Source organism: Bradyrhizobium guangdongense (assembly GCF_004114975.1).
Lineage (GTDB): Bacteria > Pseudomonadota > Alphaproteobacteria > Rhizobiales > Xanthobacteraceae > Bradyrhizobium > Bradyrhizobium guangdongense.
On record NZ_CP030051.1, the window covers coordinates 5,414,524 to 5,437,516 of the forward strand.

A 22,993-nucleotide genomic window follows, 5' to 3' on the forward strand; every position below is an offset into this window, starting at 1 on the left:
CCTTGACGAGCCGACAACCGAGGACGTCGCCCGAACTTCGCATTCGGACCACAAGCAGATGTTCATAGGCGCATCTCATGCCGGGAGATGTTACGCCGGAACGGCCGCACAAACATGGCGGCCAAGGGAACAGCGACCAGCGGCGCCGCCGATTTCGGCTGCGTCGAGGCTGCCAGTGGACTTGCAACGACCACCGCCGTCAGGCCTTTAGACGCGTGGATCGTCATCGCAGCCACAGACAGCCCCGCGATCACATCCACAAAGTAATGCCCCCCGACCAGCGGGGTCGCGACGAGCATTCCCCCATTCAGAATCAGCAGGGCGGGACGCAGCCACCAGATATTCCACAAGCTCCAGACGCTGACGAGCGCCATGGCAGCGTGAAAGCTCGGGAAGGTGAGGATGCCGCCGAGCTTGGTAAGGTTGAGAACTCGCAACGTGCCGTTGCGCAGCATCGGGATGTCTCGTGCCTGCCCTCCATATCCGTTCGCGTTGAATAGCTCGGTGTCGGAGGGCAGTCCGAATTCAAAATAGGTGCCGATCGCCGGAAGCAGGGAGGAGACGACAATCACCGCCCACAACGCCAATATTGATGCCATCACGAACTGCTGTAGACGGACATATTGCCCCGTCATCCCCAGTGCGACAGGGACGACGAAGCCCGGCACGAGGATCATCGCGTAAAACAATTTAGCGTAGATCAGGGATTTCGGGTGAGCCATCGCGAAATGGAAATATGCAGGCCAATCCAGGCCGAGCAATCGGTCAAGCTCGGCAAATCTCGCGTCCTGCAGTGGCATCCCGGCGCCCAAACCGATGTACGACAGCGGCGCCGCGCAGATCACGAAAAGACCCATCTGCGCAAACGCGAGCAGGGTAAACGCCGACCGCTCGCCCCAGCGCCGCCGCGTGAGCCACAACCCGGCAATCGCCAGTGCCGGCGCGGTGAGGACTTCCCTGCTCATCAAACCTTCCAGCGTGAAGGTCGTTGCGGCAAGCGCGATGCAGAGTGTCAGCGCATATCCGGCCACCAGACTCCAGTTGACCAGTCGTAACCTGTTCGCAATCCCCTGGTCGTGGCGACCGACCGAACGCCGCTCCTCCTTGACAGCACAACTTGCTCTCTCGAAGGGCGGGGCACCGAACATTCCAATTCCCATTCCAACGTACGTGCAATTTCGGGCGGCACTCCCGGAAGTTTAGTCGACGCACCGTCTGGTTGCACCTCTTCACTGGCGCCATCGTTACTATTGGTGAAAAGTTCGTTTCCTGATGTCGCGAAGGTCCTTCCGGTAATGGAACCTCGCTCACGAGCAGGAACAGGCGAGCCTCGAAGGCCTCGGCAACCGCGCATGATGCCACCGTGCAGTTGACCGACACGTCGGTTGGGCCGCGTGCATCAACATGGGCCTGCATCAGCCAAAAATAAAAGACCGTGCATGGGACGCATCGTCGAAACATCCAGAAGCAATTTGTTGACCAAACGAAATGATTGAGGCAGACCGCTATCGCAATTAGAAAGTGTACTCGCTAAGGTTGAATGATGGAATGACGCCCTTATCGGGCGTGGGAATGCTGGAATGCTGGAATGCCCGAAGAATTGTGGGATGCGCGATGGACGAGGTCCGCCGGCTCGATCGAAACTTGGGGACCTGTTACGGGCAAAGCCGCGATCGGACGGCTCGGGAGCCGCGCACCACACGCGCTGACGCAGCGTTGCTCCTGGCTGGTTGCCGGCCTTGCAACCGCCTTTGCAGCATCTTTGATGTCCACGCTCACTGTCGCAATCGATCGGGGCAGCGTCGAAACTTCAGTTCTCTCATTGCTGTTCCTGGTTGCGATCCATCTTGTTTACGGCAAGTGGTGTCCGGCCCCGGTGCTCTCCAACCTTGGCGGGGCGGTTGCCGTCCTCTTCGTCTCTATTGGAATGGCCGGCATCATCAGCCTTGTTGGCCTCAGGCACAACGCAGCGTTCATCGATGAAACGTTGGCGCGGGCCGATCAATACCTGGGGTTCGACACGCCTTCGATGATCGCGTGGTTCGCCGATCATCCGGTCTGCTCCGAGCTTCTCAAGCTGGCTTACGCGAGCTCCTTCGTTCAACTCTTCGGCCTCGTCGTTCTGCTTAGTCTGCTCCGCCGCTTCGACAAACTCTGGGAGCTCGTCTTCGTCTGCAGCTTTACCATCGTGGCATCGACGACGTTCTCGGTGTTCTGGCCCGCCATAGGCGCGTTCGCCCACTACGACTATGCAGCCGGGATCCTCGAGCGTCTGCCCATCGGTGCGGGACTCTATCACCTCCCAAAGCTTGAATATTTCCGGAACGCGGCATTGCCGGTCGTCTCCTTTGCGAACCTGCACGGAGTCGTGACCTTCCCCTCCTTCCACTGCTGTCTCGCCCTCATGACGGTCTTCGCCGCCACCGGAACGCGATGGTTGTTCTGGGCGTTGGTCGCCCTGAACGTCCTGGTCTTGGTCTCGGCTCTGCCGATCGGCGGTCACTACGTCATCGATCTGCCCGCAGGTGCGCTGCTGTGGCTGGCCGCCACCGCGGCTGCCGCGATGCTGAATAAACCGGAATCCGCGCGAGCATCGTCCGGTGATTTCCAATCCGTCTCGGCGCCAGCGTCAGGTGGCCGGCGCGCATTTCAAAACGAAAAGCCCCGGCGCGAAGGCCGAGGCTTGCGATCCAATCCGCGTACATCCGGCGAACCAATCGTCGAGACAGAGGTTAGCCACGAATCTTGTACAGATGATGACGGAATTCGGCGCCGACAAAATGACGCGGCGGCCTCGGAACCGGATCAACTGATCTCGGCTGGGCACTCCCTTTAGCCGCGCCGCTTTAGCGCGAGGCCGAGGCTGATCCAGCCCGCGCCCGCCATGATCAGATCGATGCCGAGGAAGAGGCCGAGGATGTACACGCTGTTGATCGGCCAGCGCGCGACGATCAAGAACCCGAGCAGCAGCGTGATGGCGCCCGACAGCGCCACCCACACCCACGGGCTCTCGCGCTTCATGCTGAAAGCGAGAAACAGCCTGACGGCGCCGGAGGCGATCAGCGATGCGCCGAGGAACAGCGTCAGCAAGACCGCCGCGAACAGCGGGTTGTCGAAGGTGAGAATGCCGGCGATGACATAGAGCGCGCCGAGCAATACCCAGATCATGAACTTGCCCCAGCTCTTCATCTGGAAGGCGCCGATGATCTCGGCGGCACCGGCGACGATCATCATCGCCCCGACCACGATCACACTCGCAACCGTCGCCATCACCACGCTGCCGAGCGCGACGAAGCCGGCGACGAGGTAGACGACGCCGAGGGCGACGATCCAGCCCCATTTCCCATGCAACGCTGCGATGCCGGAGCCGAGGCCGAGATGGGGAGAGGTATCCGAAGCAGATGTCATGACGCACCTCCTGCAGGTGATGCCCGAGCGCATCTCAGGTGATGCGGCGCCGGGACCCGGCAACCACAGCAGCCCGGCGGCCGCCTGCGTTGACGCAGATCAAGCGCGCGACCGCTCCATGGCCAGTTCGGCCTTGAGATTGTCGAGATCGCGATAAATTGAGGCGACCGCCAGGATCCGGCCGTCCTTGCGGTACTTCAGCAGACAATCCCGGTCTTTGATGCTGCCGTCGATGGCGATATCGTCAAAATTCTCGGCGTGGCCGACATAGTTGATCGGCACGTCGTAATGCTGGCTCCAGAAGAACGGCACGGCATCGAAGCGCTCGCGCTTGCCGAGCATGTTGCGCGCCGCGGTCTGGCCCTGTCGCTCCGCGACCACCCAGTGCTCGACGCGGATGGTTTGCCGCGAGTGCGGGTCGGGCCAGCGCGCGATGTCGCCGGCCGCGAAGATGCCGGCCACGCTGGTCTCCAGATATTCGCTGACGCTGACGCCGCGATCGGCCGCAAGCCCGGCCTGCTCGGCCAGCGCGAGGCGCGGCTTGACGCCGATGCCGACCACGACGAGGTCGGCATCGATGACGCCGCCGCTCTTCAGCGTCGCACGGGCGCCGTCGAGCTTTTCGACGGTGTCCTCGAGGTGAAAGACGACGCCGTTCTCCTCGTGCAGCGCGCGCACGAAATCGCCCATCTCGGGCCCGAGCACCTTCTGCATCGGCCGCTCTTCCGGCGCGACCACGTGCACTTCGAGCTTGCGCGCGCGCAGCGACGCCGCAACCTCGAGACCAATGAAACTCGCACCGATCACCAGCGCGCGCCGGGCGCTGCCGGCGGCCTTGATGACGGCGCGGCTGTCGGCGACGGAGCGCAAGGTATGGACATGCGGCTGGTCGGCGCCTGGTATCTGGAGTTTGACCGACTCTGCGCCGGTCGCGAGCAGCAGCCGGTCGAACGGCAGCTTGTCACCGTTGCCGAGCGTCACGCTGCGCGTCTTCGGATCGATCGCCGCGACGTTGGTGTTGAGCCGGAGGTCGATGCCCGCGTCCTTATAATAGTCCTGGCCCCGCAGCGGCAGCCAATCCTCCGGCGCGTTGCCGGCAAGATAGTCCTTGGAGAGATTTGGTCGGTCGACCGGCATCGCGCCGTCATTACTGAGCATGGTGATCGCGCCGGCAAATTCCTCGCGGCGAAGCGTCGCGGCCGCCGCGAAACCCGCCGCGCCGCCGCCGACGATGACGAACTTTTCGGGCGTCGGCGCGCTGCGATGTGCCATCGAGGGCTTTGGCGCCTCGCGCTTGCGCGCAACGGTAATCCTGTCGCCATCGTGCGTGACGTCCCACACCGCCAGCGCATTCAGCGCCGGCGGACGCGCCGCCTCGCCCGATCGCAAGGCGAAGCAGGCGTGATGCCAGGGGCAGCGGATGGTGTCGCCGACCACGAGACCCTCGGCGAGCGGACCGTGGTAATGACTGCACAGCGGCTCGATGGCAAAGATCTCGCTGCCGGCCTGCACCAGCAGAACATCCTCCTCGCCGACATGACCGAGCAGTTTGCCGTCCTTGAACTCGGCGAGCGCAACGCCTTTGGTCAGGTCCGGGCCGCTTGGCTTCTTCTCCTCGGTCATGGCAGCGTCTCCTTCGCTGGCGTGGATCAATCGTCCGAGTTGGCCAGCCCCAGCAATTCCTGGCGCGTCAGCGCATTGTCGCGGAACACGCCGAGCATGCGGCTGGTGACGAGATCGGTCCCCGGCTTGTGCGCGCCGCGCGTCGTCATGCAGTGATGCGTCGCCTTGATGATGACGCCGACGCCTTCCGGCTTGAGCACATCGTTGATCGTGTTGGCGATCTGCGCGGTCATCTTCTCCTGGATCTGAAGGCGCTTGGCGTAGACGTCGACGACACGGGCGAGCTTTGAGATACCAACCACGCGTCCTTGCGGGATATAGGCGACCCAGGCGCGTCCGACGATTGGCGCCATGTGGTGCTCGCAATGGCTTTCGAAGCGAACGCCGCGCAGGACGATCATCTCGTCGTAGCCTTCGATCTCCTCGAAGGTCTTTTGCAGGATTTCGGTCGGATCCTGCGCATAACCGGAGAAATATTCTTCGAAAGCACGCGCGACGCGATCCGGCGTGTCCCGCAAGCCGTCGCGCGCGGGATCGTCGCCGGCCCAGCGGATCATCGTGCGGATCGCCTGCTCGACCTCTGCCCTGTCAGGCCGCTCGCTCGGCGCCTGCGCGACCGCGACACGTTCCAGCCTGCGCGCTTGTGATTTCATCGAAAACCTCCCCTGCAACGGGCCGCACACGGAAGCGGCCCCACAGCTTGGACGGCGGCGACTGGAAAAGGTTCCCGGGATCAGGAAAAATCGGAGACTGGCCTCAGATCCTCATCGTGAGGCGCTGGATTCAGCCGCTTTCCGCACGTCGAGCACCGCCTGCGCCCATTCTGCCGGGCGCTCCTGCGGCAGATTGTGACCGGCGCCGGTGAACACGCGTCGCTCGAACAAGCCCTCGAACTTGCGCGCGTGATGGGCGGTGCCGGGATTGACGCCGTCGCTGTCGCCATCGATCGCGATCGTGGGAACGCGGACCGGAGGCTGTTGGGCCAGCTTGGCTTCGATCTCGGCATAGGCCGGATCGCCTTCGACCAGCGCGTAGCGGTGACGATAGGAATGGATCACGACATCGACGAAATCGGGATTGTCGAAGGACGCCGCACTTCTTTCGAACGTGGCATCGTCGAACTGCCATGCCGGCGACCACATCGCCCAGAGCTGACGGGCAAAACCGCGGCGGTTGCGCTCCAGCGCACGGCGGCCGCGCTCGTTGTGGAAGAGATACTGATACCAGAGCGCCGCCTCCTCCTGCGGCGACGCCGGCTCCATAGCGCGCGCAATGTTCTGGATATTGTAGGAATTGCCGGAGACGAGTCCGGTCACGCGGTCGGGATGAAGCACCGAGACCACGCAGGCCGCGCGGCCGCCCCAATCGTAGCCGCCGACGACGGCGCGCGCGATGCCGAGTGCGTCCATGAAGGCGAGGAGATCGGCGCCGAGCGCGGCCTGCTCGCCGGAGCGCAGCGTCGCCGGGGAGCGAAAACGCGTCGGCCCGTAGCCGCGCAGCCACGGCACCAGCACCCGCGCACCACCTTGCGCGATGAGAGGCGCGGCCTCGGCATAGGCGTTCACGTCGTAGGGAAAGCCGTGGCCCATGATGCAGGGCCAGCCGTCCGGCTCGCCGTATTCGCGATAGGCGATGTCGAGGACGTCGGTGCTGATGGTTTTTTGTTGCATGATTTTGCTGACGGAGTTGGAGGCCGCAGCCCGGATGGAGCGCAGCGCAATCCGGGCACGCAGCCATCCGCGAATCCCGGATTTCGCTGCGCTCCATCCGGGCTACTATAGGAGCGTTACTTCTGCGGTCCCGACAACGAGATGTCGCGCTCCGCACGGAAAACGTTGCTGTAGAGGTTGGCTATCCATTGCCGGCCGATCTCGGTCTTGTTGAGATAACCGATCTCGGTCTGGATGTGCGGTGCGACGCTGTTCCAATAGAATTGCGGATAGCGGTTGACGATGTCGGCGGGCGAATCGTAGCCGAGCTGGCGGTTGATGCCGACCTCCTCGAACTCGTAATAGAGCGCATTGGCCTTGCGCAGATAGTTGGGATCGCCGAGCTGGCCGATGAAGTCGGCGGCGCGCAGGATCGAGGCGTCCTCGTCATAATCCTGGCCTTCCCGGGCAGGAAAGCGTGTTCCCTCGATGGCGCGGGCAATGCGTTCCGGATCGAGCCCAGGAATATGCTGCAGCCGCCGCGTCACATAGAGTTTCGAGCGGTCGACGTGATACATCATCAGGCTCGCATCCGACGCGCCGCGCGGCAGCGAGATCTTGCTGTCGGCCGCATCGATCACGAAGCCGTCGGCGTCATCCTCCTCGAACAGGCCGCGAACATAGCCGATATCGTGGGCAAGGCACGCGATCAGGACGTGGACGTAGTCCCCGGCCGACAGATGCGTATGAAGGCTTCGGCCAGCGAGAATGGAATGACCGGCCAGCGTCACAAGCATCGTATGTTCGATGTTGTGGTAGAGCGCATCGCTGTTGCCGATACATTCCATTGCGGTGCGGGTCGCGCTCTCGACGATGCTTGCGGACGTTTCGTCGTACCGGCGGCGCATGAACGTTCCCAGCAACTTCTCCAGGGATTCTGCCGCTAGTCTCGGTAACGTGATCATGGATGCTGTCCCACGCCAACTCCCGACGTCTCAAACTTGCCCTCGACGCAGGCTCAGCATAGCGCAATCTGGGGCGGCTGGCCAAACTCGGGAACAAAAATACGTAAATATGTTGCCGTGCCGCCTCCGCAGCACCACGGCTGTGGCCACATTTCGATACACTCTCAGGTTGGGATACAATCCGGCCAATGGCCGACCGCAGGGGGATCGACGGGAGGCGTGAGCCGAACGTCCGTCGCTGTCAGACCAGGACCTCTGCACCGCATTGCGGACAGGCGCGTCAATTCCCTCGCGGATGCGATCGCGAATGACTCGCAACGACCTCCACCGTCACTCCACCAGCAGCACGTCCACGGCGACGCCGAGCTTCTGCTTCGGCGAGCCGACGATAATGCCGTCGATCGGCGAGACATCGGAGAAGTCGCGGCCGACCGCCAGCACGATGTGGTCGTTGGCGACCAGAAGGTCATTGGTCGGATCGAAATCGATCCAGCCGAGCTCCGCCCCGCACCACAGCGACACCCAGGCATGGGTTGCGTCCGCGCCCTGCAAGCGCGGCTGGCCCGGCGGCGGGATGGTGCGCAAGTAACCGCTGACATAGGCCGCCGGCAGGCCGAGCCCGCGCAGCCCTGCGATCATCACATGCGCAAAATCCTGACAGACGCCGTGCCGCTTGTCGAACACCTCGTTCAACGGCGTCGAGATCACCGTGGCCTTGGCGTCGTAGCGAAATTCGGTGCGGATGCGATGCATGAGATCGACCGCACCGGCGAGGATACCCGTATCAGGCGCAAAGCTCGAAGCCGCATAGGCACTGACGGGGCGCAGCACCGGCACCAGCGGGCTCGCGAAGACATAGCCGACCGGCGAAGAGGGCCCGAGGCTGGTTGCTTCGAACGCGACGTCGCGGATGCTCTCCCAGGACGGGCTGACGGCATCGCGCGCCGGCGGCTTCCGATCGACGGAGACGCGCGACCGGGAATCGATGCGCAAATTGCGATGCGCGGCGTCGATCACGACGCTCTCGGTCAGCGTGCCGAAGAAGTCGCGTCGGACGTGGCGCTCGGACGGACGCGGTCGGATCTCGACCTTGTGCGAGATCAGCTCCTGGCCATTGCCGTTCCTCGGCTCGAGCCGCAGCGTGCAACGGGCGAAGCTGACCGGGCTCTCATATTCGTAGGTCGTGACGTGCCTGATGTCGTAGATCACGCCAGCCCCGTCAGCTTTTCCGGTCGGCTCGCGTTGGGGCCGTGCGGGAAGTAGTGCAGCCCGATCGCTTCGGCGAGGCTCAGCAGATCCTGCTCCAGCGCAAACAGCGTCTTGACCTCGAGCTTCTCGGCTTCGGCGGTCGCCAGCATTGCCTGCACGGCCACGGCGAGCCGCTGCGGCTTTTCGATCAGCCCGTGCTCCTTCAGGCTCGGCAACGCCGCGATGTGCTCGTTCAAGGTCGCCACCTGGAATGCGACCGAGCGCGGATTGTAGGGATCGAGCACCGCGAGGTCCCGCACCGGCGCCAGGATCGGCGCCAGCAGATAGCGCGAGCGATAGGTGATCTGCGAATCCACCAGCGTCAGCAGGATATCGAGATCCTCGTCGCCGGCCTCGTCATAGGCAAATTGACGAGCAAAACGCGTGGTGTTGATGGCGCGCTCGGCGCGGCGACCGATATCGAGGAAGCGCCAGCCGGCGGCGCGGTTCATGTTCTCCTGCGCAAGGCCGGCAAAGCTCGCGAGCTCCTGCAGGGTCAGCTCGGCGGCGCTCAGCACGCTGTCGTCGTCCTCGACCTGGTAAGACAGGCGCTCGGCCATCTCGGTGATGACCTGCCAGGCGTCCGGCGAGAGCCGCTCGCGCAACGACGTCGCCGTGCGCAAGGCCGAGCGCACCAGCGACAGCGCCGAGCCGAAGCGCGCCTCGCTCTGCAGCGCTTCGGCAACGATGCGCGCCGGCGTCGCGCGCGAGGTTTGCGAGATCGCGCCCCAGGTCACCAGCAGGCGCTGGATCCGTTCGGCCGCCTGCAGCGAGGCCGCGGTACCCTTGTTGGGTCCGCTCGGCGAGCCCAGCGCGCGCACCAGCCGCAGCGTCGCTTCGGCGCGTTCGAGATAGCGGCCGAGCCAGAACAGATTGTCGGCGGCGCGGCTCGGCAGCACGCCGGCGATGCGGCGGATCCGCACCTTGTCGGTCGCCGGCAGCAGCGACGCGGTGGGAACCTTCTTGTCGGAAACCACCCAGACGTCGGCCGCGCGGGCGCCGTCGCCCATCGACACGGCGCGCGCGTCCGGCTGCTCCGCGATCCGGCAAAAACCGCCCGGCATGATGGCCCAGCCGTCCGGCGTCGCGGCCGCGAACACGCGCAGCACGAAGGGACGCGGCTTGAGCTGGCCCTGCTCCCACACCGGCATGGTTGAAAGCCGCACCACCTCCTGGCCGACATAATCCATGCCGCGCGCGCTAATGGCCTCGACCAGGCGCTGACGCCCGGCCGCATCGAGCTCGCTCGCCAGCACGGGGCCGCGGCTCTCGAAGCCTGGCACGCCGCGCTGATAGGCGCCTTCGATCGCGACCTCGCCGAGCCGCGACAACACCTCGTCGCGCGCGGAGCGCTGGCCGCACCACCAGGTCGCGATATGCGGCATCTTCAGCTCTTCGCCGAGCAGGCGGCGGCTGAGCGCCGGCAGGAAGCCGAGCAGCGCCCTCGCCTCCAAGACGCCCGAGCCCGGCATGTTGGCGACGACGACACCGTCCTTGCGCAGCACGTCGATCAGCCCGGGCACGCCGAGATGCGAGGAGGCATCGAGCTCGAGCGGATCGAGCGAATTGGAATCGACGCGGCGCAGCAGCACGTCGAGCCGCTTCAGCCCGGCCACGGTGCGGATGTGGATCCGGTTGTCACTGACGGCGAGATCGTCGCCCTCGACCAGGAGGAAGCCGAGATAGCGCGCCAGCGTCGCGTGCTCGAAATAGGTCTCGCTGAAACTGCCGGGCGTGAGCACGCCGATGCGCGGCTCGTCGCGATCGGCGCGGGCACGAAGCGAGTCGCGGAACGCTTCGAAGAACGGCGCGACACGCGGCACGTTCATCGACTTGTAGAGATCGGAGAAGGCACGCGAGAGCACGAGGCGATTCTCCAGCGCGTAGCCCGCGCCTGATGGCGCCTGGGTGCGGTCGCCGAGCACCCACCAGCGGCCGTCGGGCCCGCGGCCGACATCGGCGGCATAAAGCGAGAGATAGCGCCCGCCCGGCGGCGGCACGCCGCACACGGGCCGGAGATATTCCGGGCTGCCGGCGATCGCGCCGGCCGGCAGCGCGCCCTCCGCGACCAGCCGCCCCTCGCCATAGATATCGCGCAGCACGAGCTCCAAGAGCTCGGCGCGCTGGGTGATGCCGGCGCAAAGCTGCGTCCAGTCGGACTCGTCGATCAGGAGCGGCAGGTGGCTGAGCGACCAGGGCCGGTCGGCGCTGTCGCCCGGCGCGCGGTAGGTGACGCCGGCCTCGCGGAGGTGGCGGTCGGCCATGCCGAAGCGGCGCTCGACCTCGTCGGGCGCGAGCGCGCCGAAGGCATCGAAGAAGCGGCTCCAGACCGCGCGCGGAGCGCCGTCGGGCCCGAGGAACTCGTCGGGGATACCAGGCAGGCGGCGATAGTCGCGGACCCACTGCGCGAGCCGGCGCTGGCCTTCACGCTGGCCTTGCGCCTGCCCTGCCTTGTTCTCTTCGGCCGCGCCCTCGCCCATGCGCCTCTCCCTGCCCCACCATCATACTCATTGCAGGAGCGGGGTCCGCAAGTCGAGGGTCAGCGGAAATTCACTTGTGCGTTCCTCGGGCGGCGGCTGCATCGGCCCCGGCGTATGGCCGTGGTCCTGGAAGCGCGCCAACCGCCGCGCCTCGGCCTCGTAGGTGTTGACCGGCTTGGTGTCGTAGTTGCGGCCGCCGGGATGGGCGACATGGTAGACGCAGCCGCCGAGCGAGCGGCCGTTCCAGGTGTCGATCAGGTCGAAGGTCAGCGGCGCGTGGACCGGGATGGTCGGGTGCAGGCCGGACGCCGGCTGCCAGGCCTTGAAACGGACGCCGGCCACGGCCTCGCCGGAGCGCCCGGTCGAGGTCATAGGCAGGCGGCGGCCGTTGCAGCTGATGACGTGGCGGCCCTCGACAAAACCTTCCGCCTTGACCTGGAGCCGCTCGACCGAGCTATCGACGTAGCGCACGGTGCCGCCGGCCGAGCCTTCTTCGCCGAGCACATGCCAGGGCTCCAGCGCCTGCCGCAACTCCAGCGTCACGCCGGCATGATGGACGCGGCCAAAGGCTGGGAAGCGAAATTCGAGCTGGGCCAGATACCATTCCGGCTCGAACGGATAGCCGGAGTTCTTCAGCTCCGAGAGCACGTCCTCGAAATCTTCCCAGATGAAATGCGGCAGCATGAAGCGGTCATGCAGCGCGGTACCCCAGCGCACGAACTTGCCGTGTTGCGGCTCACGCCAGAACCTTGCGATCAGCGCCCGGATCAGGAGCTGCTGCGCCAGCGACATGCGGGGATCCGGCGGCATTTCAAGCGCACGGAATTCGACGAGGCCGAGGCGGCCGGTCGGACCGTCAGGCGAATAGAGCTTGTCGATGCAGATCTCGGCGCGATGGGTGTTGCCGGTGATGTCGACGAGCAGATGCCGGAACAGCCGGTCCACCAGCCACAGCGGGGTCTGGTAGCCCGGCGGCGGCACATGCGAGAGTGCAATCTCGAGCTCGTAGATGCTGTCGTGACGCGCTTCGTCGATCCGCGGCGCCTGGCTGGTCGGGCCGATGAAGAGCCCGGAGAAGAAATAGGACAGCGAGGGATGCCGCTGCCAGTACAGCACCAGGCTCTTGAGCAGATCGGGCCGGCGCAGGAACGGCGAATCCTGCGGGCTCGAGCCGCCGATCACGACGTGGTTGCCGCCGCCGGTGCCGGTGTGGCGGCCGTCGACCAGAAACCGGTTGGCGCCGAGGCGCACCTTGCCGGCATCCTCATAAAGACCAGTGGTGATGTCGACCGCATCGCGCCAGCTCGTCGCCGGCTGGATGTTGATCTCGAGGACGCCGGGATCCGGCGTCACCTTGATGACCTCGATGCGGGGATCGAACGGCGGCGCATAGCCCTCGACATGAACCTGGAGCTGCATCTCCTCGGCGGTGGCCTCGACCGCCGCGACCAACTCGAGATAATCCTCGATGCGCTCGACCGGCGGCATGAAGGCGCAGATCACCCCATCGCGGACCTCGATCGACAGCGCAGTACGGACGGGGATGGTCGTGTTGAGTTTCTCCGGCGCGACGCGCGACGGTGCTTTCGGCCGCTCCGGAAGCGTGAACACCGGCAGCTTGCCGCGCGCCTCCATGGGATCCTGCTCGACGATGTAGGGATATTGATTGGGCGGCACATAGCCGAGCGAGCCGATCGGCAGGCGCAGGCCGAGCGGTGAATCGCCCGGCGACAGGAACAGATGACCGCGGCGAAGCTGCCAGCGCTCGCTGCGCCAGCGCGGCGGCGCATTCCAGCGCTGCACCGGCAGTACGTAGCCGCGTGGCTTGCGGAGACCTTGATCGAACACCCGCGCCATGCGCGCGCGATCCTCCGGATTGGACAATTTGGAGTCGGAGGGATCGACGTTGATCGGAAGCTCGGCCTCCTTCAGCAGCCAGTACGCGGTGTCCTCATAGGCGGGAATGATGTAGCCGGGATCGAGACCGAGGCGGGCCGCCGTGCCCTCCATGAAGTCTTCGGCATCCTCGGTCATGGCGCGCTTGGGATTTTCGATCTTGGCGATGAGATCCGCGTTCTTCCAGATCGGCACGCCGTCCTTGCGCCAGTAGAGGCCGAAGGCCCAGCGCGGCAGGCTCTCGCCCGGATACCATTTGCCCTGGCCGTAATGCAAAAGGCCGCCCGGCGCGAAGCGCGTGCGCAGACGGCGGATCAGATCGTCGCCAAGCGCGCGCTTGGTCGGACCGACAGCTTCCGTATTCCACTCCGGCGCTTCGAGATCATCCACGGAGACGAAGGTCGGCTCGCCGCCCATGGTGAGGCGGACGTCCTGTGCGGCAAGATCGCCGTCGACCTGCTCGCCCAGATCGTTGAGCCGCGCCCAGGAATCATCAGAGAACGGCTTTGTGATGCGCGGCGCCTCGCGGATGCGCTTGACACTCATGTCGAAAGCGAACTCGACTTCGGCAAAGCCGGCGCCGCCGGAGATCGGCGCGGCCGAGCGATAATGCGGCGTGGCCGCAACGGGGATGTGCCCCTCGCCCGCCAGCATGCCCGATGTCGCGTCGAACCCGATCCAGCCGGCGCCCGGCAGATAGACTTCGGCCCAGGCGTGCAGATCGGTGAAATCGTTCTCGACTTCAGGCGGTCCTTCGATCGGATCGATATCGGGACGGATCTGGATCAGATAGCCGGACACGAAACGCGCGGCGAGTCCGAGATGACGGAAGGTCTGGATCAACAGCCAGGCGGAATCGCGGCACGAGCCGGCGCAGGAGGTCAGCGTCTCCTCCGGCGTCTGCACGCCGGGCTCCATGCGGATGATGTAGCTGATCTTCTTCTGCAGCTCGCGATTGAGCTCGACCAGGAAGTTGACGGTGTTCGGCGCCTCCCGCGGGATCGAGGCCAGATATTTTGCGAAGGCGGCGTCGGGCTTGATGGTCTCGAGATAGGGCGCCAGCTCGGTCTTGAGATCCCCGGGATATTCGAACGGAAAACTGTCGGCATAGGGTTCGACGAAGAAGTCGAACGGGTTGACCGTGGTCATTTGTGCCGTGAAGTCGACTTCGAATTTCAGCTCGGTGGTCTTCTCCGGGAAGACGTAGCGGGCGAGCCAATTGCCTTGCGGGTCCTGCTGCCAGTTCACGAAGTGGTTTGATGGCGTGACCTTGAGCGAGTAACTCAGGATCGGCGTCCGCGTGTGCGGCGCCGGCCGCAGGCGGATGGTCTGCGGTCCGAGATCGATCGGGCGGTCGTATTTGTAGTGCGTGACGTGGTGTAATGCGACGTAGATCGACACGGGATGCGGTGCTCCAGCAGCTTTTTTGAGCAGAACACCTGACGTCAATGCGATCAAGCACTAACAACGGGCAGAGAGTGCCTATGCAAGGTGCTGAGTGGATGCTTTCGTCCTTCTCCCCCAGTGGGGGAAGGTGGCGCGAAGCGCCGGATGAGGGGTTCTCTCCACTCGCGAGTCCGCTCGTGAGGGTAGAGATCCGTCACCCGGCTTCGCTTTAGCGAAGCCGCCCTCTCGCACAAGGGGAGAGGGTTACAGCGTGCTCTTGAGCAAACCTCACGCCGCCGAGGTCAATCGCTGCAGGAACTGCGTCACCTCGCGGCGGAGCGTCTCGACCTCGTTGTGGACGCGCTCGGAGGCGCTGTTGACGCGGGCAGCGACGCGGCCAGTGTCGGCGGCGGCTTCGCTGATGCCGGTGACGTTGGAGGACATCTGCGACGTGCCGGCCGAGGCCTCGTGGACGTTGCGTGCGATCTCGCGCGTTGCGGAGCCCTGCTCTTCGATCGACGCTGCAATCGACGCGGTGATGCCGTCGATCTCGGCGATGGTCTGCGCGATCGCCTCGACGGCCGCGACCGAATTGGTGGTCGACTGCTGCATCTCGCCGACTTTGGCGCTGATCTCCTCGGTCGCCTTCGCGGTCTGATTGGCGAGGCTCTTGACCTCGGAGGCCACGACCGCGAAGCCGCGGCCCGCCTCGCCGGCGCGCGCTGCCTCGATGGTGGCGTTGAGCGCCAGAAGGTTGGTCTGCTCGGCGATCTCGCTGATCAGCTTGACGACGTCGCCGATGCGCAAGGCCGCATCCGCAAGCGTGCGGATCTCGCTGCCGGCGCGGTTGGCTTCGTTCACGGCGCGGCCGGTGCTCGCGGTCGAGCCCGTCACCTGGCGGCCGATCTCGGCAATCGAGGATGCTAGCTGCTCCGCCGCGCTGGCGACCGTCGCGACGTTGCGCGAGGCGTGGTCGGAGGCGCTCAGCACACCCGAGGTCTGGCGGCTGGTCTTCTCGGCGGCGGCCGCCATCTGGCCGGCATCGGATTCGAGATCGGTCGCCGCGCCCATCAGCGCGCCGGCCACTTGATCGAGATGCGTGCCGAACTGTTTGGCGAGACCGGCGATCTCCACCACGCGACGGCCGAGGCTGTCGGTGCCGGAATTGATGACGACGGCCGAACGGCGGAACGAGCCGGGCAGACCGCGCGCGAGGATCTTGCGAAAATACTTGCCGCGGCTGGCATAGTCCATCGACGCCGAAGCTTCGCGGACGAAGGCATCGGCGATGTCGAGCATGTCGTTGACCGACTTCTGCAGCGTCCCGATTCGTCCGGCCTGGCGCTCGCTCAGGATGCGCGCTTCGAGATCGCCATGCGCCGCCTTGCGGCACACGTCGGCGGCCTCATCGAGAGCGGCGGCGGTGCGCTGCTGGCTCCAGAGCGCGTAGCCGAGCAGCACGACGATCGCGGCGAGCAACGCCGCAGCAGGGATTCCGCTCACGCCGAGCAGCGAAAGGGCGAACGCAACGGCGGCAAGGCCGCAGGCGAGCGTGGTCGCGCCTTGCGCCTTAGAGAGAGAGCACAAATTCATCGTAACCGACACCCTGTTGCTTCAAGAGTCCGACCATCGCGTCGAAGCTCGCATGCATGCCCTCCTTGGCATTGGCATGCCGCGCCTCTTCCTCGCACAGCGTCTTGTAGATCGGCTTGATGCGTTCGACCTGCGCCGGATCCGGCTTGCGACGGTTGGAGTGATAGCCGACGATATTGCCGCGTTCATCGAAAGTCGGCGTGACGTGGGCGAACACCCAGTAATGGCTGCCGTCCTTGGCCAGATTGACGACGTAGGCGAAGATTTCCTGCTTGGCCTGAAGCGTGTCCCAGAGCAGCTTGAAGACGGCGCGCGGCATGTCGGGATGGCGGATCAGGCTATGGGGGGCGCCCATCAGCTCTTTCCAGGAATACTTCGCCATCCGGATGAAGACGTCGTTGGCGTAAGTGATGCGGCCCTTGAGATCGGTCTTCGATACGATCAGTTCCTCCTCACCGAGGAGATTTTCCACCCCAGTGGGACGTATCGCTTGCATCGGCTCGATCCTTCCAGGCCGGCCCGCAACGGTGCGGAGCCGCATCAGACCCTGTCTACGGCAACAGTGTTAACCAGATGTAAGCCGGGGAACTTTTGGCGGAGACGCCCGCCTCCGTATCATTACCTAGCGAAAGATCGTTGCAATTCGGGTCATGACACGCGCCGCCGGACCGGTGCGCAAACACCGGTTTTTCGGCTGGTTCGAGTGTATTTGCGTGATCGGCGCACGCAACACGGCTACATCGTTGCGCCGAGCACCCAGGGCGCGAACTCGGCGCCGCCGAAATCAAAACTCTCGCTCTTGGTCGGCTGTCCGGAGGCCGTCTTCAGGATGAGGTCGAAGATGCGCTGGCCGCACTCCTGGACGCTCTCCTCGCCTTCGAGGATGGTGCCGCAATTGACGTCCATGTCCTCTTCCATGCGCTTGTACATCGGCGTGTTGGTGGCAAGCTTGATCGAGGGCGCCGGCTTGCAGCCGAACACGCTGCCTCGTCCCGTGGTGAAGCAGACGAGATTGGCGCCGCCGGCGACCTGCCCGGTGGCTGCAACGGGGTCGTAGCCGGGCGTGTCCATGAAGACAAAGCCCTTCTTGGTGACGGGCTCGGCATAGCGCAGCACCTCGACGAGGTTGGTGGTGCCGGCCTTCGCCATCGCGCCGAGCGACTTCTCCAGGATGGTGGTGAGGCCGCCGGCCTTGTTGCCGGGGCTCGGATTGGCGTTCATCTCGGCGCCTTCGCGCGTCGTGTATTCGTCCCACCAGCGCATCAGGTCAACCAGCTTCTCGCCGACCTCGCGGCTGACCGCACGGCGCGTCAAGAGATGCTCGGCACCGTAGGTCTCCGGCGTCTCCGACAGGATCACGGTGCCGCCGTGACGCACGATCAGATCGCTCGCCGCACCCAGCGCCGGATTGGCCGACACGCCGGAATAGCCGTCCGAGCCGCCGCATTGCAGCGCCACGGTGAGTTCGCTCGCCGGCACCGTTTCGCGCTTGACCTTGTTGGCGTCGGCCAGCGCCTCGCGCACGAAGCCGATGCCGGCCTCCACCGTCTTGCGGGTGCCGCCGACCTCCTGGATGTCCATCGCGCGCAGGCGGCCGGCGAGCTTCTGTTCTTCCATCAGGCCGCCGATCTGGTTCACCTCGCAGCCGAGGCCGAGCACGATGACATGCGAGAAATTGACGTGCCGTGCGTAGCCGCCGAGGGTGCGGCGGAGCAGCGCCAGCGGCTCGTTCTGCGTCATGCCGCAGCCGGTCTTGTGGGTCAGCGCGACCACGCCGTCGACATTGGGGAAATCGGCCAGCGGATTGTCGCCGGTGAAAGGATTCTTCTTGAAGACATCGGCGACGAGGCTTGCGACATGCGCGCTGCAATTCACCGAGGTGAGGATGCCGATGTAGTTGCGCGTGGCGACGCGGCCGTCGGGACGGCGGATGCCTTCGAAGGTCGCCGGCAGATCGAAATTCGGCGTCGGCTTGACGTCGGCGCAATAGGCATAGTCCTTGGCGAAATCGCCCATGCCGCAATTCTGCACGTGCACGTGCTGGCCCGGCGCGATGGCCCGCGTCGCAAAGCCGATGATCTGGCCATAGCGGATGACAGGCTCGCCCACGGTGATCGGCTTGATCGCGACCTTATGGCCGGAGGGGATGCGCTCGACCGTGGTCACGCCGTCGGCGACGACCGTCCCCGGCGGCAGGCTCGCGCGCGCGATCAGCACGCCATCAGCGGGATGCAGACGGATGACGGGACTGATGGTCATGGTGGTCTCCTTGGATATAACTATTGTGCCCCGGACGCAGCGCAGCGTGAAACGGTGCGCTGCCGAGCCGGGGCCCATCTATCGTGCGTCTCGCAAGCCACTGGGTCTCGGCTCTGCGAAGCAGCGTTACGCGCTGCATCGCATCCGGGACACCAGGGCTCAGGCCTTGCCGCCCGAATCCTTGCGGGTCGCGTTGACCTGCATCTTGGCGTAGGTCGTCATCAGGCCGACCTCGTTGGAGAGCGTCACGAGCTTGAAGCCCATGTTGATGGCGCGCGTAGCGCCTTCGGCGCCGCTGCAATGGATGCCCGGATTGAGGCCCCGCTTGCCGCACTCCTTGATGATCTTCTCGTAGATCGCGAGGATCTCCGGCTCGGAGCGGTCGAGCTTCGGCTCGAGGCCGTAGGAGAAGCCGAGGTCGGACGGACCGATATAGACACCGTCGATGCCTTCGACGTCCAGGATCGCCTCCATGTTCTCGACCGCGGTCTTGGTTTCCATCATCGGCAGCAGGATGGTGTCGGCATTCGCGGTCTTCTGATACGAGCCCGCGGTGCCGTACATGCCGGCGCGGATCGGGCCGTTGGAGCGGACGCCCTGCGGCGGATATTTGGAATAGGAGACCAGGTTCCTGGCTTCCTGCGGCGTGTTGACCATCGGGCAGATCACGCCATAGGCACCGCCGTCGAGCACCTTGCCGATGATGCCGGGCTCGTTCCAGGGCACGCGGACCATCGGGGTGACCGGATGCTTGTCCATGGCCTGGAAGCACTGCACCATCGACAGATAGTCCTGCACGCCGTGCTGCATGTCGACCGTGACGCTGTCGAAGCCGCATTGCGCGATCATCTCAGCCGAGAAGCCGGAGGGAATAGCGAGCCACGCGTTGACCACGGCCTTGCCCGACTTCCAGATTTCCTTGACCTTGTTCGCCACGTTGCCTTCCTTCCCTGTTGCTCTCACTCGCCGCGGATCGGGTTGGGCCGCACTTTGAGCGAAAAAAAGCGTCAATGTCCATGGCTCTCACCGCGCACGCACGCATATCTGGGATCACTCCTCCGCGCGTGTATCATCCTCGCTTCCAAGCCCTTCGAGACTCAGTTCGAGCTCGCCGAGCATCTCCTGCAACTCGACAAGCTTACGCGCCCCGAAACGTCGCGTGATTTCGGCATAGATTGCCTCCGATGTCGGCGCCACCGCGGCCATCAGTTTCACCCCGTCTTTCGAGATCGAAACCATGCTGCGGCGCTGGTCCGTCTTCGCCGTCTTGCGCTCGATCAGGTTGCGCGCCTCCAGATCGCGCAGGATGCGCGACAGGCTCGGCCCGAGGAGAAAGGCCGTGCGCGCGAGTTCCGTAACCTCGGCGGCCTCGATGGCCGCAAGCGCGCGAAGGATGCGCCATTGCTGCTCGGTCAAGCCGTGCTGGCGCAGCGACGGGCGAAATTGCCGCATCACCGCCTCGCGGGCCCGCAGCAGCGACATCGGCAACGAGCGCGAAAAGTCGCGCATCGGCACCTGATGCGCGGCAGGCGCGTTTCCATTGATGGAATCAGCCGGTCTCTTCGCCATGTTGCCCCTTCCAAAGTCGTCCTTCAGACCGCAAAGCGTGTGCAGTGCAGCATGCCCGAATTGTACTTGATGTATTCACTTAACATGTTAAGTATCTCCAGGCACCACGTTACGTGTGATCACAGATGGCGCTTTCCAAGGACGATATCCAAGCCTGCGCGAGCCGTCTGCACCAGGCGGAGAAGACCCGCGTGCAGATCCGGCAGCTCTCGCAGGATTTTCCGGGCATCTCCATTGCCGATGCCTACGCGATTCAGAAGGCCTGGGTCGACGTCAAGATCGCCGAGGGGCGCGTCGTCAAGGGCCACAAGATCGGTCTGACCTCGAAGGCGATGCAGAGCGCTCTCAATATTGACGAGCCTGACTCCGGCGTGCTGCTCGACGACATGTTCTTTGCCGACGGCGGGAGCATCCCCACCGAGCGCTTCATCGCGACCCGCGTCGAGGCCGAGCTCGCCTTCGTGATGAGCAAGCGGCTGTCGGGGCCCGACTGCACGATGTTCGATGTGCTCAACGCCACCGAATTCGTGGTCCCGGCGCTGGAGATCCTGGACACGCGGATCGAGCGCGTCGATATCAGGACCAAGGCGACGCGCAAGATCTTCGACACCATCGCCGACAACGCCGCGAATGCCGGTATCGTGCTCGGCGGCCGGCCGATCCGCCCGCTAGACGCCGACCTGCGCTGGATCGGTTCGCTCTGCTTCAAGAACGGCCAACTGGTGGAGACCGGACTTGCCGCGGGCGTGCTCAATCATCCGGCGACGGCGGTCGCCTGGCTCGCCAACAAGATCGCGCCGCTGGGCCTTGCGCTCGAACCGGGGCAGGTTGTGCTCGCCGGCTCGTTCATCCGTCCGATCGAGACCCGCAAGGGCGACACAATTCAAGCCGATTACGGCGCCTACGGCTCGGTGAGCTGCTACTTCGCGTAACGCGACAAGAAGAGACAGGGAGCGAAACCGCAAATGCCGCATTTCACGATCGAATATTCGGCCAATCTCGACGGCCGTCTCGACATCGCCGCGGTGTGCGAGGTGGTGCGCAAGGCGGCGGTGGAGACCGGAATCTTCCCGCTCGGCGGCATTCGCGTCCGCGCCGTCAGATGCGAGCATTATGCGATCGCGGACGCGCGGCAAGACTACGGATTCCTCGACATGGTACTGCGCATCGGCGAGGGCCGCGACCTTTCAACCCGCCAGAAAGCCGGCGAGCACGTGTTTCAGGCGCTTTCAAAGCACCTCGATCCCGTCTTCGCCGCCAGCAAGTTCGCTTTATCGTTCGACATGCAGATCAACGACAAGGACACCAGCTGGAAGCGCAACAACATCCACGACGCACTGAAAGCGGAGGCAGCCCATGGATAAGTCCACGCCGAAAGCCGATGTGTTCCACGCCAATCGCGAGCGCGTTGCGCCGCTGCTGAAGACGCTGCGCGCGAGCGGCATCGGTCACATGATCGACGGCAAGATCGTCCCGTCGATCTCAGGTGAAATCTTCGAGACGAAATCTCCTGTCGATGGCGCTGTGCTCGCGAGCGTTGCCCGCGGCAATGCCGAGGACATCGACGCCGCGGCCACGGCCGCCGCCCTCGCCTTCAAATCCTGGCGCGACATGGGGCCGGCGATGCGGCGCAAGCTGCTGCATCGCGTTGCGGACGCGATCGAGGACAATGCCGACGACATCGCCGTGCTCGAATGCGTCGACACCGGCCAGGCCTATCGCTTCATGGCCAAGGCTGCGATCCGCGCCGCCGAGAACTTCCGCTTCTTCGCCGACAAATGCGCCGAGGCCAGAGACGGTCTCAACACGCCGAGCGACGAGCACTGGAACGTCTCGACCCGCGTGCCGATCGGCCCCGTTGGCGTCATCACGCCGTGGAACACGCCGTTCATGCTCTCGACCTGGAAGATCGCTCCTGCGCTGGCCGCCGGCTGCACCGTCGTGCACAAGCCGGCGGAATGGTCGCCGGTGACGGCGTCCATCCTGGCGAAGCTCGTCAAGGAGGCCGGTGTGCCCGACGGCGTGCTCAACACCGTGCACGGGTTCGGCGAAGAGGCCGGCAAGGCGCTGACCGAGCATCCCGCCATCAAGGCGATCGGCTTCGTCGGCGAGAGCGCGACGGGCTCGGCCATCATGGTCCAGGGCGCACCGACCTTGAAGCGCGTTCATTTCGAGCTCGGCGGCAAGAACCCCGTGATCGTGTTCGACGATGCCGATCTCGACCGCGCGCTCGATGCCGTCGTGTTCATGATCTACTCGCTCAACGGCGAGCGCTGCACCTCGTCGAGCCGCCTATTGGTCCAGCGGAACATCGCGGAGAAATTCGTGGAGAAGCTGACCGCGCGGGTGAAGGCGCTGAAGGTCGGCCATCCCCTCCATCCCGCTACCGAGATCGGCCCGCTGATCCACGAGCGGCACCTCGCAAAGGTCTGCTCCTTTTTCGAGGTCGCGCGCCAGGACGGCGCCACGATCGCGGTCGGCGGCAAGGCCTATGACGGTCCTGGCGGCGGACATTATGTCGAACCGACCCTGGTGACCGGCGCGCATGGCAAGATGCGTGTGGCGCAGGAAGAGGTGTTCGGCCCGTTTCTCACCGTGCTGCCCTTCAAGGATGAAACAGACGCGATCGAGATCGCCAATGACATTCGCTATGGCCTCACCGGCTATGTCTGGACCAACGATGTCGGCCGCGCGCTGCGTGTCGCCGATGCGCTGGAAGCCGGCATGATCTGGCTGAACTCCGAGAACGTCCGCCATCTGCCGACCCCGTTCGGCGGCATGAAGGCCTCCGGCATCGGCCGCGACGGGGGCGATTACTCGTTCGACTTCTACATGGAAACCAAGCACGTCTCGCTGGCGCGGGGCACGCACAAGATTCAGAAACTGGGAATTTGACGCTCGTCATTCCCTGGGGAAA

Annotated in this window: 18 protein-coding genes; 4 read left to right on the forward strand and 14 right to left on the reverse strand. The window is 64.8% G+C overall.

Annotated features, from left to right (window positions below):
• Positions 1–62: 62 nt before the first annotated feature.
• Positions 63–1,148, reverse strand: a complete 1,086-nt coding sequence (locus X265_RS25940) for a phosphatase PAP2 family protein (RefSeq protein WP_164938797.1) — start codon at positions 1,146–1,148, stop codon at positions 63–65.
• A gap of 440 nt (positions 1,149–1,588) precedes the next feature.
• Between X265_RS25940 and X265_RS25945 the strand changes: the two genes are divergently transcribed.
• Positions 1,589–2,836, forward strand: coding sequence for a phosphatase PAP2 family protein (locus X265_RS25945; RefSeq protein WP_128967394.1), 1,248 nt, complete (start codon positions 1,589–1,591; stop codon positions 2,834–2,836).
• On the opposite strand, the gene X265_RS25950 is transcribed toward X265_RS25945, so the two are convergent.
• The 13 genes from X265_RS25950 to hpaR form a co-directional block, all read right to left on the reverse strand.
• Positions 2,833–3,408, reverse strand: coding sequence for an HdeD family acid-resistance protein (locus X265_RS25950; protein ID WP_128967395.1), 576 nt, complete (start codon positions 3,406–3,408; stop codon positions 2,833–2,835). The genes X265_RS25945 and X265_RS25950 overlap by 4 nt on opposite strands.
• Before the next feature lie 99 nt (positions 3,409–3,507).
• Entirely contained in the window at positions 3,508–5,031 is a 1,524-nt protein-coding gene (locus tag X265_RS25955; RefSeq protein WP_128967396.1) for an FAD-dependent oxidoreductase, read from the reverse strand.
• 26 nt (positions 5,032–5,057) lie between these two features.
• On the reverse strand, positions 5,058–5,684 hold the full coding sequence (folE, locus tag X265_RS25960) for a GTP cyclohydrolase I FolE (RefSeq protein ID WP_128967397.1): 627 nt from the start codon (positions 5,682–5,684) through the stop codon (positions 5,058–5,060).
• Positions 5,685–5,795: 111 nt separating this feature from the next.
• The gene (locus tag X265_RS25965; RefSeq protein WP_128967398.1) at positions 5,796–6,701 is read right to left on the reverse strand and encodes an alpha/beta fold hydrolase; all 906 of its coding nucleotides are present in this window, start codon (positions 6,699–6,701) and stop codon (positions 5,796–5,798) included.
• Between the two features lie 116 nt (positions 6,702–6,817).
• Positions 6,818–7,645 (reverse strand): metal-dependent phosphohydrolase, encoded by an 828-nt coding sequence (locus X265_RS25970; RefSeq protein ID WP_128967399.1) that lies wholly within the window; start codon positions 7,643–7,645, stop codon positions 6,818–6,820.
• Between the two features lie 330 nt (positions 7,646–7,975).
• A complete protein-coding gene (locus X265_RS25975) occupies positions 7,976–8,854 on the reverse strand; it encodes a transglutaminase family protein (protein ID WP_128967400.1) in 879 nt (292 codons plus the stop codon).
• The gene (locus X265_RS25980; RefSeq protein WP_128967401.1) at positions 8,851–11,373 is read right to left on the reverse strand and encodes a circularly permuted type 2 ATP-grasp protein; all 2,523 of its coding nucleotides are present in this window, start codon (positions 11,371–11,373) and stop codon (positions 8,851–8,853) included. The genes X265_RS25975 and X265_RS25980 overlap by 4 nt, the downstream gene beginning before the upstream one ends.
• Positions 11,374–11,400: 27 nt before the next feature.
• Complete coding sequence (locus X265_RS25985) at positions 11,401–14,670, reverse strand: transglutaminase family protein (RefSeq protein WP_128967402.1); 3,270 nt, start codon at positions 14,668–14,670, stop codon at positions 11,401–11,403.
• Between the two features lie 273 nt (positions 14,671–14,943).
• Positions 14,944–16,248 carry a methyl-accepting chemotaxis protein gene (locus X265_RS25990; RefSeq protein ID WP_164938798.1) on the reverse strand — a complete coding sequence of 435 codons (1,305 nt, stop codon included), beginning with the start codon at positions 16,246–16,248 and terminating at the stop codon, positions 14,944–14,946.
• Positions 16,226–16,744, reverse strand: a complete 519-nt coding sequence (locus X265_RS25995) for a PAS domain-containing protein (RefSeq protein WP_128967404.1) — start codon at positions 16,742–16,744, stop codon at positions 16,226–16,228. Before X265_RS25995 ends, X265_RS25990 begins: the two co-directional genes overlap by 23 nt.
• Before the next feature lie 239 nt (positions 16,745–16,983).
• Entirely contained in the window at positions 16,984–18,507 is a 1,524-nt protein-coding gene (locus X265_RS26000; RefSeq protein ID WP_128967405.1) for a UxaA family hydrolase, read from the reverse strand.
• A 159-nt stretch (positions 18,508–18,666) separates the two neighbouring features.
• The gene (locus X265_RS26005) at positions 18,667–19,443 is read right to left on the reverse strand and encodes an HpcH/HpaI aldolase family protein (protein WP_128967406.1); all 777 of its coding nucleotides are present in this window, start codon (positions 19,441–19,443) and stop codon (positions 18,667–18,669) included.
• A 114-nt stretch (positions 19,444–19,557) separates the two neighbouring features.
• On the reverse strand, positions 19,558–20,076 hold the full coding sequence (gene hpaR, locus X265_RS26010) for a homoprotocatechuate degradation operon regulator HpaR (RefSeq protein WP_128967407.1): 519 nt from the start codon (positions 20,074–20,076) through the stop codon (positions 19,558–19,560).
• A 125-nt stretch (positions 20,077–20,201) separates the two neighbouring features.
• Here hpaR and hpaH point away from each other — a divergent pair, with 125 nt between their 5' ends.
• Genes hpaH through hpaE form a run of 3 tightly spaced genes read left to right on the forward strand, consistent with a single transcriptional unit; the run spans position 20,202 to position 22,971 of the window.
• Positions 20,202–21,008 (forward strand): 2-oxo-hept-4-ene-1,7-dioate hydratase, encoded by an 807-nt coding sequence (gene hpaH, locus X265_RS26015; RefSeq protein WP_128967408.1) that lies wholly within the window; start codon positions 20,202–20,204, stop codon positions 21,006–21,008.
• A 33-nt stretch (positions 21,009–21,041) separates the two neighbouring features.
• Positions 21,042–21,440 (forward strand): 5-carboxymethyl-2-hydroxymuconate Delta-isomerase, encoded by a 399-nt coding sequence (locus tag X265_RS26020; RefSeq protein WP_128967409.1) that lies wholly within the window; start codon positions 21,042–21,044, stop codon positions 21,438–21,440.
• Positions 21,433–22,971: a 5-carboxymethyl-2-hydroxymuconate semialdehyde dehydrogenase gene (gene hpaE / locus X265_RS26025; protein ID WP_128967410.1), complete on the forward strand. Its 1,539-nt coding sequence runs from the start codon at positions 21,433–21,435 to the stop codon at positions 22,969–22,971. Before X265_RS26020 ends, hpaE begins: the two co-directional genes overlap by 8 nt.
• Positions 22,972–22,993 lie beyond the last annotated feature (22 nt).

Coding starts and splice junctions, on each gene's coding strand:
- X265_RS25980 (WP_128967401.1), bottom strand. CDS start 11,373: ATGGGCGAGGGCGCGGCCGAAGAGAACAAGGCAGGGCAGGCGCAAGGC.
- X265_RS25955 (WP_128967396.1), bottom strand. CDS start 5,031: ATGACCGAGGAGAAGAAGCCAAGCGGCCCGGACCTGACCAAAGGCGTT.
- X265_RS25945 (WP_128967394.1), top strand. CDS start 1,589: ATGCCCGAAGAATTGTGGGATGCGCGATGGACGAGGTCCGCCGGCTCG.
- X265_RS25995 (WP_128967404.1), bottom strand. CDS start 16,744: ATGCAAGCGATACGTCCCACTGGGGTGGAAAATCTCCTCGGTGAGGAG.
- hpaR (WP_128967407.1), bottom strand. CDS start 20,076: ATGGCGAAGAGACCGGCTGATTCCATCAATGGAAACGCGCCTGCCGCG.
- X265_RS25990 (WP_164938798.1), bottom strand. CDS start 16,248: ATGAATTTGTGCTCTCTCTCTAAGGCGCAAGGCGCGACCACGCTCGCC.
- X265_RS25970 (WP_128967399.1), bottom strand. CDS start 7,645: ATGATCACGTTACCGAGACTAGCGGCAGAATCCCTGGAGAAGTTGCTG.
- X265_RS25950 (WP_128967395.1), bottom strand. CDS start 3,408: ATGACATCTGCTTCGGATACCTCTCCCCATCTCGGCCTCGGCTCCGGC.
- X265_RS26020 (WP_128967409.1), top strand. CDS start 21,042: ATGCCGCATTTCACGATCGAATATTCGGCCAATCTCGACGGCCGTCTC.
- hpaH (WP_128967408.1), top strand. CDS start 20,202: ATGGCGCTTTCCAAGGACGATATCCAAGCCTGCGCGAGCCGTCTGCAC.
- folE (WP_128967397.1), bottom strand. CDS start 5,684: ATGAAATCACAAGCGCGCAGGCTGGAACGTGTCGCGGTCGCGCAGGCG.
- X265_RS26000 (WP_128967405.1), bottom strand. CDS start 18,507: ATGACCATCAGTCCCGTCATCCGTCTGCATCCCGCTGATGGCGTGCTG.
- X265_RS25965 (WP_128967398.1), bottom strand. CDS start 6,701: ATGCAACAAAAAACCATCAGCACCGACGTCCTCGACATCGCCTATCGC.
- hpaE (WP_128967410.1), top strand. CDS start 21,433: ATGGATAAGTCCACGCCGAAAGCCGATGTGTTCCACGCCAATCGCGAG.
- X265_RS25940 (WP_164938797.1), bottom strand. CDS start 1,148: ATGTTCGGTGCCCCGCCCTTCGAGAGAGCAAGTTGTGCTGTCAAGGAG.